Origin of the sequence: Thermostichus vulcanus str. 'Rupite' (assembly GCF_022848905.1) — a bacterium.
In the GTDB taxonomy this organism is placed as follows: domain Bacteria; phylum Cyanobacteriota; class Cyanobacteriia; order Thermostichales; family Thermostichaceae; genus Thermostichus; species Thermostichus vulcanus_A.
On sequence record NZ_JAFIRA010000005.1, the window covers coordinates 45,047 to 57,347 of the forward strand.

At 55.8% G+C, this 12,301-nt stretch carries 13 protein-coding genes; 6 read left to right on the plus strand and 7 right to left on the minus strand.

The window, feature by feature from the left end; all coding sequences use genetic code 11:
* Positions 1 to 264: 264 nt before the first annotated feature.
* Complete coding sequence (locus JX360_RS03475) at positions 265 to 1,437, plus strand: RNA-guided endonuclease TnpB family protein (RefSeq protein ID WP_244349186.1); 1,173 nt, start codon at positions 265 to 267, stop codon at positions 1,435 to 1,437.
* 142 nt (positions 1,438 to 1,579) lie between these two features.
* Positions 1,580 to 2,440 (plus strand): hypothetical protein, encoded by an 861-nt coding sequence (locus JX360_RS03480; protein ID WP_244349187.1) that lies wholly within the window; start codon positions 1,580 to 1,582, stop codon positions 2,438 to 2,440.
* Between the two features lie 58 nt (positions 2,441 to 2,498).
* On the opposite strand, the gene JX360_RS03485 is transcribed toward JX360_RS03480, so the two are convergent.
* Positions 2,499 to 2,750, minus strand: a complete 252-nt coding sequence (locus JX360_RS03485) for a hypothetical protein (protein WP_244349188.1) — start codon at positions 2,748 to 2,750, stop codon at positions 2,499 to 2,501.
* A 239-nt stretch (positions 2,751 to 2,989) separates the two neighbouring features.
* On the opposite strand from JX360_RS03485, the gene JX360_RS03490 reads away from it, so the two are divergent.
* The 4 genes from JX360_RS03490 (at position 2,990) to JX360_RS03505 (ending at position 5,946) form a co-directional block, all read left to right on the plus strand.
* A complete protein-coding gene (locus JX360_RS03490; RefSeq protein ID WP_244349189.1) occupies positions 2,990 to 3,127 on the plus strand; it encodes a hypothetical protein in 138 nt (45 codons plus the stop codon).
* An 11-nt stretch (positions 3,128 to 3,138) separates the two neighbouring features.
* Positions 3,139 to 4,068, plus strand: coding sequence for a M23 family metallopeptidase (locus JX360_RS03495; protein WP_244349190.1), 930 nt, complete (start codon positions 3,139 to 3,141; stop codon positions 4,066 to 4,068).
* Positions 4,069 to 4,112: 44 nt separating this feature from the next.
* A complete protein-coding gene (gene holA, locus JX360_RS03500; protein WP_244349191.1) occupies positions 4,113 to 5,090 on the plus strand; it encodes a DNA polymerase III subunit delta in 978 nt (325 codons plus the stop codon).
* 148 nt (positions 5,091 to 5,238) lie between these two features.
* A complete protein-coding gene (locus JX360_RS03505) occupies positions 5,239 to 5,946 on the plus strand; it encodes a Uma2 family endonuclease (protein WP_244349192.1) in 708 nt (235 codons plus the stop codon).
* A gap of 47 nt (positions 5,947 to 5,993) precedes the next feature.
* On the opposite strand, the gene JX360_RS03510 is transcribed toward JX360_RS03505, so the two are convergent.
* The 6 genes from JX360_RS03510 to JX360_RS03535 form a co-directional block, all read right to left on the minus strand.
* On the minus strand, positions 5,994 to 8,033 hold the full coding sequence (locus tag JX360_RS03510) for an NAD(P)/FAD-dependent oxidoreductase (protein ID WP_244349193.1): 2,040 nt from the start codon (positions 8,031 to 8,033) through the stop codon (positions 5,994 to 5,996).
* 129 nt (positions 8,034 to 8,162) lie between these two features.
* The gene (locus tag JX360_RS03515; protein WP_244349194.1) at positions 8,163 to 8,777 is read right to left on the minus strand and encodes a molybdenum cofactor guanylyltransferase; all 615 of its coding nucleotides are present in this window, start codon (positions 8,775 to 8,777) and stop codon (positions 8,163 to 8,165) included.
* Positions 8,778 to 8,969: 192 nt separating this feature from the next.
* Positions 8,970 to 9,170: a hypothetical protein gene (locus JX360_RS03520; protein WP_244349195.1), complete on the minus strand. Its 201-nt coding sequence runs from the start codon at positions 9,168 to 9,170 to the stop codon at positions 8,970 to 8,972.
* 18 nt (positions 9,171 to 9,188) lie between these two features.
* Positions 9,189 to 10,712 carry an AAA family ATPase gene (locus tag JX360_RS03525; RefSeq protein WP_244349261.1) on the minus strand — a complete coding sequence of 508 codons (1,524 nt, stop codon included), beginning with the start codon at positions 10,710 to 10,712 and terminating at the stop codon, positions 9,189 to 9,191.
* Between the two features lie 129 nt (positions 10,713 to 10,841).
* Complete coding sequence (locus tag JX360_RS03530) at positions 10,842 to 11,894, minus strand: thiamine phosphate synthase (protein ID WP_244349196.1); 1,053 nt, start codon at positions 11,892 to 11,894, stop codon at positions 10,842 to 10,844.
* A 28-nt stretch (positions 11,895 to 11,922) separates the two neighbouring features.
* Complete coding sequence (locus tag JX360_RS03535; protein WP_244349197.1) at positions 11,923 to 12,261, minus strand: hypothetical protein; 339 nt, start codon at positions 12,259 to 12,261, stop codon at positions 11,923 to 11,925.
* Positions 12,262 to 12,301: the final 40 nt, after the last annotated feature.

Consider the following 12,301-nt stretch of genomic DNA (forward strand, 5'->3'; position numbering starts at 1 on the left):
GGTCATCTGGATGTGGAAGGGATCCCTATGACTAACAAAAGGCTCGCACCGGACTATCCAGCCCCTGTGCGGCAGCTCTTTACGAAAACCAGCGTAAAGCCCCCGGTTTCTAACCGGGGGATATAAGCGCACAGGCTGAATTGATTCAGCCGTGGTGTGGGTCGTTGATGTATTCCAACACCTTTCCAACCGAATGCCGATAATGCTTGTACTCTGTCATGTAGATAACGGCGAAGCATCTACAGGAATAGTACAATAGCCCCCATGAAACGGGTCACCACCACACTCAAGCTCAAGTTTCTTGATCTCAACGCGGTCAAAGCAGAGATGTTTGCCCAGACGGTTTGGGCGACAACCGCACTGGCAAACGAGCTGCTGCGCATGAGTTCGAAGGAACGCAAAGCCTTGACCACCGCCAAAGTGGTGACACCCCTCAAGTCTGCCCTCTCCAACCAGGTGATTCGTGTCCTGAAGGGGAAAGCCGGCCAGCGGGCTAAACACTTCAAGGTGTTCTGGCCAGAGGTCAACAACCAAAACTGGAAGCTGCACAAAGTAGGTAGCACCTACTCAGTGAGTTTTCCCACAATTCAGGGTGACAAGCGGGTTCCCCTTGAGGTTAGCAGTTCCTACTATGCCGAGCGTCTTGAGCGCATCCTGGCCGAGCAGGATTGTGAACGGGGAACCTTGAAGCTGATGCAAATACGTGGGGCTTGGTATGCCGTTCTGTCTATCACTTGGGAAGTTCCCGAAGTGAAGAGTACGGAGCGACTAGGTGTTGACCGTGGGCAGAACCGTTTGGCGGTGGCGGCCACCCGTTGGGGTCGGGCGGTGTTTTTTGGGGGTGGAGAGGTAGCCTATCGTCGTCGTCGTTTCCAGAAGCGTCGTGCCCAGTTGCAACAGGCGGGTAAATACCGAGCACTCAAGCGACTGGAGCGCAAAGAAGCCCGTTGGATGAGGGCAGTCAACCACACCGTTAGCCGCCGCATTGTACGGTTTGCCAATGCGGTAAATGCAGATGTGTGGATGGAAGACCTCTCAGGTATCCGCCAATCCAGACAGAGCCAGAAGGCTCGCTCTGATGCCGGGAAATCGCGCCATACCTGGTCGTACTACGACTTGGAGTGGAAGGTTGCCTACAAGCTGGAAATGGCGGGCAGGACGCTGCATAAACGTCCTGCTGCCTACACATCCAAAACCGACCACAGGACAGGATTGATTGGGAAAAGGAGTGGGCATTTGTTCACCGGGCAGGACGGGTATTGCTGTGATGCCGACTGGAATGCCGCAATGAACCTAGCCCAGTGGGACGGATTCTCGTGTCCTCTGAGTCTAAAAGAAGCCGTATCTGTAATGGGTACGGTCGGCTCAGGGGATGGGGTAGTTGGCAATCCCCTGAACTCCATGAATCCCTCACAGCTTCAAGCTGTGGGGAGCTAGAAGGGAGAATCCCCCGGTTTCTAACCGGGGGAGTGTCAACTACGGCGACGCCACAGATAGCATCCACAATCAACCTCAGGGTTGGCCCAACTATCTCCAGCTAGGGCTAACTGAGGCTCATAGTCCTGCCCTAATTCAGGTGTTGCAGAGCCGTTCTTGGGAATGGGAGTTAGACGATCCGGAAGAGGAGGAGTACGTAGCTTTTTGGGCTTCGATTCATGCTTGGCGAGCCTTAGGGCAACTGAGGGCAGAGGCGGCCATACCCGAACTGCTCCGGTTGATCGTGCTCTGCACGGCGCGAAGCGCCATCGAAGAGTCTGATCAGATCATCCTATCCAACGATTGGATTCAGGACTGGATAGGAGAAGAACTGCCGCTTGTATTGGGGTTAATTGGCCCGCCAGCGCTACCTCCTCTGCAGGAGCTGATTACCCAACAACTGCAAGAGTTTCGGAACACAACCTCACCAGACATCTATGGTTTCACCACGGCGCTAGATGCCCTGCAAGAGATCGCCACTGGCTGCAGAAGGTTCCCAAATACGAAGCTAGGGGTACCCCTGCCGCCAGCGGATCCAGCGGCTGCCTCTAAAGTTTTGGAGTTATTGCACGCTTGGTTGCAGCCTTATGCCGAGCAGGATTCTGAGATCAACGCCTGGCTCATCGCTGCCTTTTTAGAAATCCAGAAACGTTTGTCAACAGAACCCGCTTTACTGGTGGATGCACCGATCCTTAAAGTGATTGAGAAAGCCTTTGCTGATGAGTGTGTGGATCACCAAATCTGCGGAGATTGGGAAGATCTACAGCTGGAACTGGGCTTGCTGACCTTTGAACAACTCTCGGCTGAGAAACAGGCCCAAGTCAAACAACAGGAAAAAAGAGAACGGTTGTTTCGTAAAGAATGGGCTGCTAGGAAACGCACTATGAAACAAGTTGAGAAAATAGGCTTTGGGTCTTCGACTCAATCCTCACAAAAGAAGAAGAAAACCAAAAAACGTCGCTGATGCAACCTTCCCCTAGAGGTGACTGAGAGCCTCTTGGGGAGCCAATCCCCCGTGCCCTTTAGGCGGCATAGACGGCAGATTGGCCCTGGGCTCCCGTTACCCATTCAGACACAAGAGAGGAGCTTTGGGAAGCAGACGTAGCTAAGGACTCCGTCCCGCTGTCGCGATCAGCAGCAGGCTGTTGGTTTTCTCGATTCTGCGCTGTACAGTAGTGAATCTCGATACGAGTTGGGCGGCCCAACCCCAGGGCGGATCCCATGCAACGGGCCAAGATCTGTACTTTAAACTCCAATTCGCTAATGCTTTCCATGGTTTTCAAGCCTTCAAATTTAATTCAGCAAAAAGAAAAAACCCAACAAAGCGGTAAATTCACTGAGAACGAGATATTGCTACTTGCGTTGGTCGCGATATCTGTTCATGCCTTAAATCATAAAAGAAGGTTTATCTATCCTCCTCGGTGGGAATACAGAATTTATTAGAATTTCTTGGCCTAGAGTGGCTTTGGCTCTATAAAGCTTGTGCAAAGCTATCACCTTTTCGGGGAGAAAAATGCGGCCTCCTTTATCCATTTTTAGTAAAGAGCAGCAGGAGTACAGGGATCCGCCCAGCTTCATCCTCAACTTTGCGCAGGGATCCCGGCTAAATTGCTTAGACAAGCGGCGCTGGCCTGCGCAAAATGGAGCCTAGGAGAAGTACGGATGGTCTGGGGAGTGGTGGTGAAGAATTTTCCGGCTAATTTTCTGGCCAACTGGGGAAGGCTGGGATGGCTTTCCAGCTTTGGTTGGATGGTTTGCACAGGAGCGCTCTCGGCTGCGGCCAGCAACCCCCAGGTTCAGATTAGCCCGACGGATCCCCCGTTGGGATACACCGTTTCTGTACAGATCACGGCCCCACCGGAAACCTTGCTTCTGGATCAGCCCTGGGTCAACCTCACCCATCCCGATGGCACACAAGCCGCCTATCCAGCCTTCCCTGTGGCACCCAACCGTTGGCGCGCTTTGCTCCCCACGACCCCTTTGGATGCCCCTGGATCCCGTCAGGTTCAGATTCACGGCTTTGCCGAGGAGCCTATCTTGCCCTTGTCCCTTCAGCCACGGGACTTTCCAGTCCAAAGCATTCGCCTGCCACCCGGAGCGAGTGTATGGGCTACAGAGGTGGAATGGGCCAAGGTGGAGGCCTTTCGTCAGCACATCAGCCCGGAAAAGTATTGGCAAGGGTATTTCCAACGTCCGGCCCAGGGCCCGGTGACCACCGTGTTTGGGGTGCGCCGCTACTACAACGGCGAATTTGCGGAAGATTACTACCATCGCGGCATCGACTATGCCGGCCCTGTGGGAGCAGTGGTGGTGGCTCCGGCAGCTGGCCGGGTTGGGTTGGTCGGGTACGAGTCGGAGGGCTTTCGCATCCACGGCAATACCGTTGGCATCGATCACGGCCAGGGGGTAACCAGTCTGCTGCTGCACCTCAGCCGCATTGATGTCCAGGAAGGGGACTGGGTGGAAGCGGGGCAGCCGGTTGGGGCCATTGGTGCTACCGGAACCGCGACTGGGCCTCACCTACACTGGGGGTTATTCGTTCACAATCGTTCTGTGGATCCTGTGCCGTGGTTGCATTTGGCTATCGAGTAACGGCCATCGAGTAACGGTTTGGGTTGACATCTGTTGGAAATACCGTGCCCGTCTATTTCTATTGGGGAGAAGATCACTACCGTCTTATGCAGGCGGTGCAACAGTTGCGGGAACAGGTGCTGGATCCCGATTGGGCCGCCTTCAATTACGATCGCCTACCGCCGGAATCCACTATCACCGGACTCAACCAGGCCATGACCCCCCCTTTCGGAGCAGGGGCTCGCTTGGTTTGGTTGGAAGACACCCATTTGACCCAACATTGCCCAGAGGACCTTTGGGAGGAAGTGGAGCGGACTTTGGCGCAGTTGCCCAGTACCACCCACCTGCTGTTGACCACCACCAGCAAACCAGATGGCCGCCTGAAATCCACCAAGATCCTAAAAAAAACGGCGATTGTGCGAGAGTTTCAACCCCTGGCCGCCTGGGATGAAGAAGGGATCCTCAAGCAGGTCCACTCTGAAGCCAGCCAACGGCATCTTAAGCTCAGCCCTGAAGCAGCCCAGAAATTGGCCGAGGCGGTAGGCAATGACTCCCGTCGCTTGGTGATGGAACTGGAAAAGTTGGCCCTCTTCACAGCCGGTTCAAGGGATCCGATTACGCCAGAGCAGATCGAAGCTTTAGTCCCAGCCAGTGCTTATAACAGCTTTCAATTGGCGGCCTGCCTACGCAAAGGGGACCTGGATCAAGCCCTGCTGATCTTGACCCATCTGCTGGATCAAAACGAGCCTGCCCTGAAGATTCTGGCGGTGTTGGTGGGCCAATTTCGCACATGGTTGTGGGTGCGGCTACTGCTGGATCAGGGGGAACGGGATCCCAAGGCCATTGCTCAAAAGGCGGAAATCGGCAACCCCAATCGGGTTTACTTCCTGCAGAAAGAAGTGGGATCCCTGAAAACGGTGACTTTGTTGAAAGTGATGCAGCAGCTTTTGCAACTGGAATATGACCTCAAGCAAGGGCAGCCGGAACGGGGTGCCTTTCAGGAGGCGCTGATCCAAATTGTTGCCCTTCTCAAGGCAGCCTAATTGTTCGGATCCCTGCTGTGTTCACCTATCCCCTAGGTTTCAAAAGCAGCTCGGCCTCACCCAAACGCTACAGTAGTAGACATCTGACTCACCCACACCTCTAGCTATACCTTTACCGGTTGAGCTGTCCTTCAGGAGGTATCCTGCCATGGTGATCACCGGTGAATTAACCCGTGACCCACTCCTTTCCCTTCCACCCTTAGAGAATGGGGATCACCTCAGCCGCGACGAGTTTGAGCGCCGCTATGCTGCCATGCCCCACTTGAGGAAAGCCGAACTGGTGGAAGGAGTGGTCTATATGGCATCACCCCTGAGAATGAGAAGTCATGGGGAACCCCACGGGGACTTGACAACTTGGCTGGGTGTTTACAAAGCATCAACACCAGGAATTGTGCTGGGCATTGAACCGACAGTCCGCTTGGATCCGGATAATGAACCCCAGCCGGATGTCGTGTTGTTTGTGCCCGGTCGTCAAGCCTCGATTAACGCAGAAGACTACATCGAAGGATCCCCCGAACTGGTGGTAGAAGTCGCTGCCAGCAGTGCCGCACTGGATCTGCACGATAAAAAGCGGGCTTATCACCGCAATGGCGTACAGGACTATATCGTTTGGCGTACCTTGGAAGGCCAGTTGGATTGGTTCCAATGGGAATCTCAGGGCTACGTTGCCCAAGTCCCCGATGAACAGGGGATCCTGCGAAGCCGGGCTTTTCCGGGGTTGTGGTTGGCTCTACCCGCTTTGCTGGCTGGAGAATTGGGACGGGTCTTGTCGGTGTTGCAAGAAGGCCTGAAAACACCCGAACATGCAACCTGGGTTGAGGAACTCCAGCGCCTTGGTCCATCCTCGCCAGCCTAGACTCTTTCCTCGGCTTGGATCCAAGTTGGGCTTGGGTCTTGGGTCTTTCACTGGGCGGAGGGGGGTGGGCCTGCAGTAGGCAGTTGCAACTCGATACGCGGTTGCCCTACGCCGTAGGTGAGGATGTAGCTCCAATGGAGGCACCGCAGCCAGAGACGCGGATAATGGGCCTCTAGCCAAGGTTGCAGACGCCGCAATAGCCCTGGCACCCAACCCCTGAGCAAAAAAGAGAGCAGGGCCAGCCCGGTATAGCTGAAATAGGTGGGCAACCAGTCGGCAAACCCCTTGGCCCCTACGGCGTTCCAGATCCACAGCAGCAGCCTTGGGTTTTGCAGAGCGGCCTTGATCGCCATGCGGTTGAACGGGATCCACCCAGCCCGATCCTTGATGAAATCATCCACCACTTCTGGGCTCTCACTGGCAAGAATGCCAAAAAAACTATTCAGAGTCGCGTTGATCCGGGCAGGGGGCAAAACCTTACCCGTGGGCACCATCATCCCCCGCGAGAACAGCCAAGTGACGGCGGAATTACCCTGATAGGCTCGGATTTGGGCTAGATCGGGGGCCGTGAGCAGATTGTGACGGAGGGCGGTATGGGAAAGATCGCACAGGCGCGGGCAGTTGCGGATTAACGAGCCAAAGCCGGTGAAACTAAGGGGCGATTGCATGGCTGCCGCATCTCCAATGAGCAGCACCCGGTCAAAGCGGCTGTCGGGATCCGAGTGAGGAGCACCGTGATGAAAACGTCCGGGGATATAGCCAAAGGTGGCTTTTTTCCACTGCAGTTGCTCGGGGTCGCAGCGGCGGTATTCCGGCAGGATGGTGAAAAAGTCTTCGTACAGCTCCAGCAGGGATCCGGGATTCTCGGGATGAACCTGGTGGTAATGAAACAGGTAAAACGTCAGGTCGTTGCCGGGGCCGGGGAAGAGTTCCCAAATCAACTGCCGACCGCGACTGATGTCCCCATGGCTGGCGAGAATATCCCCAAATTGGGGATCCCAAACCCCCGGCTCAAATCCCCCTTGGATGGTTGCTCCCACAGTTGGGCAAACGCTATCGAAGGCCCGTTGCCGATACAGCTGTTGAGCAATCGGTGAAGCGGTGCCCATCGCATCTACCAAAAGGCGGGATCCCAAGGTAAAAACTTGCCCCTCTCGCAAGTCCTTGAGAACCAGGGTTACCTCTTGCTCCGTGAGGTAAGCCCGTTGAAATTCGCTGCGGTCATAGATGGCTCCCCCGCAAGACCGGAGAATCTCACCGCACAGGTGCAACAGTTTTTCCGCATCAATGGCCAGGTTCAACACGGTTGGCGTATGCACCACGGGGGCCTTAATCGGGCTGTTACCATCAAAGAATTTGTTGAATCCATCCGTATATTCCCGCAGGATCAAGCTTTCCACTTGCTCCGCACTGAGAAGGCCCATCTCCACTAGGGTTCTCAACTCTCGCCGGGAAATGTTCCACTCGCGGTTCATGCGGCCAAAAGGCAGGCGCTCCACCAGGGCCACCCGGTAGCCCAGACGAGCCATGGCCGCTCCATAAATCGCCCCAAGCGCTCCACCCACGATCACCAGATCCCAATGGCTCTCAGCAGGGTCAGGTGAAGGTTGCTTAAACAACACCGGCTGAGGATGTTTTGGGGGGGATTGCACCTCCTCACGCCAACGCTTTTCCCACCAATAGACCCGTTGCAGGTCAAACTCCCCATTCGGGATCCGCCGGAAATACTTCACAGTTTGTGGGTAGAACGGCTCCAGTTGTTCAAAAATAGAACCCGCCTCCAAGTTAATTTCAGGCAATTGCGGGTAGCGATGGGGAAATTGTGCCTGAATCGCGGTTTCCAGCTCTCTCAGCCATTTGCGCTGCTTCGGAAAAGGCCGCTCCGACCACTGAAACACCTTCAGGTAGGTGGTATTCAATCCTGTCCAGGTCAACAAAGCCAGTTCGGCACCGGATCCCTGGATGCGCAAGCCACTGGCCGTCGGGATCCGTTTCCCCCCTTCCGGCAGAGGAATCGTTTGTAGCCATCGCACCACTTCAGCACGATTGGGAAAGGGGATCTCGCGGTAGTACAGCTGGGTGAGCACGGTGCCAAGAAATGAAACTGAGCTTGTCGTTTGCAGGGCAAATCTTTACTCATTGTGACATGAGGGATCCCTTGCACCCGAGGCAATTCAATTGTCCAGATGTCCAGGACAGACCCTCAAGGCCGAACCTCAGGGATTCGCACCCTCTAGATCCGCGGGGACATTGCAGTTGGTCAACATCTGCGCCTGCCAAAGCGGCAGCACCACCGTTGGGATCCCGGACAACCAGTCTTGAAACGATCCCCCGCCGGTTTGGAGAAAAGCCTCTAGCTGGTGCATCTGGGACAAGCGGTAAAAGCCGCATAGCGGTTCCCATCCCCGCTGGGTTTTGGGCAGAGCGGCAACCATTTCTGGGGGCAGGGATCCAAGGCGATGTCTCCATTCCCACAAGACTTGTTCATCCAAACAAGGCATATCGCAGGCCAGCAGCAAAACCCAGTCTGGAGGGATAGCCTCTGCCTGCAAGCGAGCTACCCCTTCCTGAAAAGCCAGCAACGGGCCGCGATGGGGGGCGCTTTCCCGCCAGAGGTGCCAACCCGGATCCACCACATCGGTGTAACGCTCCGGCCAAGGGGTGAGAATGTAAACCCTCTCGGTACAGGCTGCCGCCACCTGCGCCACTCGCCGTAACAACGGGATCCCCTGCCAAAGCAACAGGGCTTTATCGGATCCCATGCGGCGGCTATTGCCCCCCGCCAAAACCAGGGTATCCACCCGCGGTAGGGCAGAAAAAGCCTTAGTCATCCGGATTCAGACCTGACCGATCTGAGTGATCAGAGTTTTGCAAGTTGCGCTTGACCCACTGCTGGGGATATCCACCTCAATCGCCAAATCCGGAGGAGGATCTGGGAGGAGGATCTGTTTTCTGTTTTTAAATCAATAGCCACCTTACCCCGCACCGCCAACTCATTTTGATTTTGAATGTAGTAGCACTCATCAGACTCCAACCCTTTCCGGAGGTCTTCTCGATTCCAGGTAGTGGATCCAAAGTTGGCCATCTCTCACGTCCATTTCTTCTGTGGCGACCTCGACAATCCGCTCCAAAAGTCGTCTATAGCGCTCATGAATCGGTAGCAGCGACAGGATTTCTAACGTCCCCTCTTCATAGGTCAACCGTTTAGCGGGATCCGATTCCATCGCCTGAAAGGCTCCCATTCAGGAGGGCAAAAAACACTGTTTCATCTCTTGGAGTACCTTGACATCTTGGGAGGCGGTACGTGCCCCCGCTTGGGCAGCCCAACACTTGAGGTTCTCAATTTGGTCGCGGGCAATCGAGGCTAGCGGCACCGTTTCGGCAATTGCTTGCAGAATATCTGCCTGGGTAAAGTCCCGCCGGCCTTCTCCACTGCTACCCCCAAAGGCGTTGTACATGGCATCCACAATGGCTTGTTCGATTTCCGCCCCACTAAAGTTTTCCGACTGAGCCGCCAAAACCCCGAGGTCGAACTCCCGCAGGCGACTGGGTCGTAACCGTTGCAGATGGACACGAAAGATTTCTTTGCGTTCCGCTTCGGTGGGTAAGTTCAAGAAGAAAATCTCATCAAAGCGGCCTTTGCGCAGCAGTTCTGGTGGCAGCAACGGCACATTGTTAGCAGTAGCAACAATAAAGACGGGGCTGGTTTTCTCCTGCATCCAGGTGATCAGGCTGCCAAACACCCGCCGACTGGTCCCGGAGTCTCCGTCGGCACCACTGGCAATATTGCCAAAGGCTTTGTCGATCTCATCGATCCAGAGCACACAGGGGGCCATCGCTTCTGAGAGTTGGATCATCTGCCGTACCCGACTTTCCGATTCCCCGACAATCCCGGCGAACAGACGCCCGGCATCCAACCGCAGCAGGGGCAAGCGCCATTCGTTGGCAATGGTTTTGGCGGATAGGGATTTGCCAGTGCCTTGGATCCCGACCAGCAACACGCCCTTGGGATTGGGCAAACCGTAGCGACGTGCCTCTTCCGTAAAGGCCTCCTGACGCACCCGTACCCAGGCTTTCAGGTTGTCTAAGCCCCCCACACTTTTTAGGGTCTCGCGGGCGGTGAAAAACTCCAGAATACCGGTTTGGCGGATGGCTTGTTTTTTCTCCTCCAAGACCAGGTCAATATCGGCTTCGTTGACCTCTTGTTTGGCGGCCAAAGCGCGGGCTAAAACACGGCGGATGCGCTCCCGGCTCAAACCCTGGCAGGCTTTCACCAACTGTTCGTAGGCCAGGGGGGTCAGTTTTAACTTCTCCGGAGCCACGTAAAGCTGGATCAGACGGCTGATCTCTTCGCTACTGGGCAGAGGAATATCCACGACGGTCATTTCTTCTGCCAGATCACTGGGGATTTCCAGCGTGTGGCTGAGGATAAGCAAGATCTTGCGGCTGCGCTTCAGCTCGCGGCTGAGGTTCTTCAGTTCGCGGATGACTGGGGCATTTTTGTCACTGCTGGCGTTGCGCAAAACAAAGTGCAGATCCCGCAGCACAAACAGAGTATCTTCACTAGGGGCAGAGCGCATCACCCGCCCCAGGGCGGCCATGACCGAACCGCGATCCTCGCCATTGTCTTGCCAGCCCCGCACCAAGTCCCAGATCAACAGTTTGCGGGGTGGATCCGTGCGCTTGGCCACCTGGGCCAGCACAGCATCGGCAGGTTCCTCTTCTGGAGAAACCAAGTAAATGAGGGGGTAACGGGCCCGGATCATCAGGTCGAGAGCCGTGATCAGCTCCGCTTGTGGTTCCGACGGGATCCCGTTTGGGGAGAGAGCTAACCTGCTTTCGCTTTCAGGCAGGCGTTGGGCGGCATCAGTCATGGCATCGGTTGTGAAGTCAAGTTAAGACAAAGCAGGGATCCCTTGGGGTAGCAATTCCCCCAGCATCAGGCGTGCGGTTTGGGTCGGATCAGGGGCTTCCATCAACGCCCGCACCACGGCAACACGAGTGGCCCCCGCCTCCCGCACTTGGGCCAGATTGTGGGCATCAATGCCGCCAATGGCAAACCAGGGAATGTGGGCTTTATCGGCAGCCAAGCGCACATACTCCAGTCCGGCAGCGGGTTTATCGGCTTTGGTGGGGGTGGGGTAAACGGGGCCAACCCCGATGTAATCCACACCCGCAGTCAATGCCTGGGCCAATTCCTCCGGGTTGGTGGTGGAAAGGCCAATCAGCTTCTGGGATCCCAGCAGTTGTCGGGCCCAGGCCACCGGCAAATCGGTTTGGCCGAGGTGAACTCCATCCGCCTGACTGATCAGGGCCAAGTCAATGCGGTCGTTGACAATCATCAGGGCATGGTAACGGTTGCACAGTTGCCGCAGTTGCTCCAGTTGCCGCAGCATTTCACGGTCGGAGAGGTTTTTCTGACGGTACTGCACCAGCGTTACCCCACCGCGCAAGGATTTTTCCACCGCTTCTAGCCAGTCGGGGACGGGGCTGGTCACCAGGTAAAGATAGGCCGACAAAAGGCGTTGCCGCAGGGATCCCCCCAGGAGTTCATGTTCCAGTGTATAGAGGCGATAGCGCATATCCTGGGCCAGCTTGGCCAAGCCGGGCGCTACCCAATGGCTGGATTCTGCCAGTTTCCCGTATTCTTCTAAGACTCGTAGCGCTTCCTGAACGCGGCTGCAATTGGCCTGCAACAGATGGCTGAGATCGCGGCGTCGCTCTTCTTGGGGGTGGGAGAGTTGTGTCCCGGGATCGGCGGGAGTATCGCGGGCAAAGCGCAAGGGATCGCTGTGCCACTGGGCCAAAGCCTGGCGCATTTCCTTGCATTCACGGGAGCCTGCAGCATCTTCCAGGCCAAAGCGAAACCACTCTTCCAAAACCCGCAGTCCTTCACGGGCACGGTCCAGGTTGGCATCGAGAATACGGGCGACGGCCTGAGGTTTCATATTTCCCTTGACGTGGGGAAAGCTACCTTCACTGTAAATCGGAATGGTTATCCTGACTGTCTGTGGAGGTGAGGGAGGGAGCTTGTGGCTGTTGCCACAGCGCATTGAGAAACGCCTGCTCTAGGGTATGACCCCAGGCAAATTCTCGTGGGTTAGGCTGTTCTGGCAGGTAGGCCCAGGCATAACGCTCACAATCGGGAAAATAGCGAATTTCCCACCAAGTTCCCCCCACCGGCACATCTTTCACCGCCCGCAAAAAAGGACCGCGATGGCGGGTGAGGCGCTCTTCGACAAAATAGGGGCCTTCTAGCTGGAGGGTTTCTACGGCTGCGATGAACTCGGCCCGTTGTCGCTCATTTCGGATCATCTCCTCGGTTCCGCTCTCGAATTGGCTCTATTTTAGGGGG

Bases quoted from the DNA above. Each gene is read 5' to 3' on its own strand.
- JX360_RS03520 (WP_244349195.1), bottom strand. From the start codon at position 9,170: ATGGAATCGGATCCCGCTAAACGGTTGACCTATGAAGAGGGGACGTTA.
- JX360_RS03515 (WP_244349194.1), bottom strand. From the start codon at position 8,777: ATGACTAAGGCTTTTTCTGCCCTACCGCGGGTGGATACCCTGGTTTTG.
- JX360_RS03475 (WP_244349186.1), top strand. From the start codon at position 265: ATGAAACGGGTCACCACCACACTCAAGCTCAAGTTTCTTGATCTCAAC.
- JX360_RS03530 (WP_244349196.1), bottom strand. From the start codon at position 11,894: ATGAAACCTCAGGCCGTCGCCCGTATTCTCGATGCCAACCTGGACCGT.
- JX360_RS03495 (WP_244349190.1), top strand. From the start codon at position 3,139: ATGGTCTGGGGAGTGGTGGTGAAGAATTTTCCGGCTAATTTTCTGGCC.
- JX360_RS03490 (WP_244349189.1), top strand. From the start codon at position 2,990: ATGCGGCCTCCTTTATCCATTTTTAGTAAAGAGCAGCAGGAGTACAGG.
- JX360_RS03485 (WP_244349188.1), bottom strand. From the start codon at position 2,750: ATGGAAAGCATTAGCGAATTGGAGTTTAAAGTACAGATCTTGGCCCGT.
- JX360_RS03535 (WP_244349197.1), bottom strand. From the start codon at position 12,261: ATGATCCGAAATGAGCGACAACGGGCCGAGTTCATCGCAGCCGTAGAA.
- JX360_RS03525 (WP_244349261.1), bottom strand. From the start codon at position 10,712: ATGATCCGGGCCCGTTACCCCCTCATTTACTTGGTTTCTCCAGAAGAG.
- JX360_RS03505 (WP_244349192.1), top strand. From the start codon at position 5,239: ATGGTGATCACCGGTGAATTAACCCGTGACCCACTCCTTTCCCTTCCA.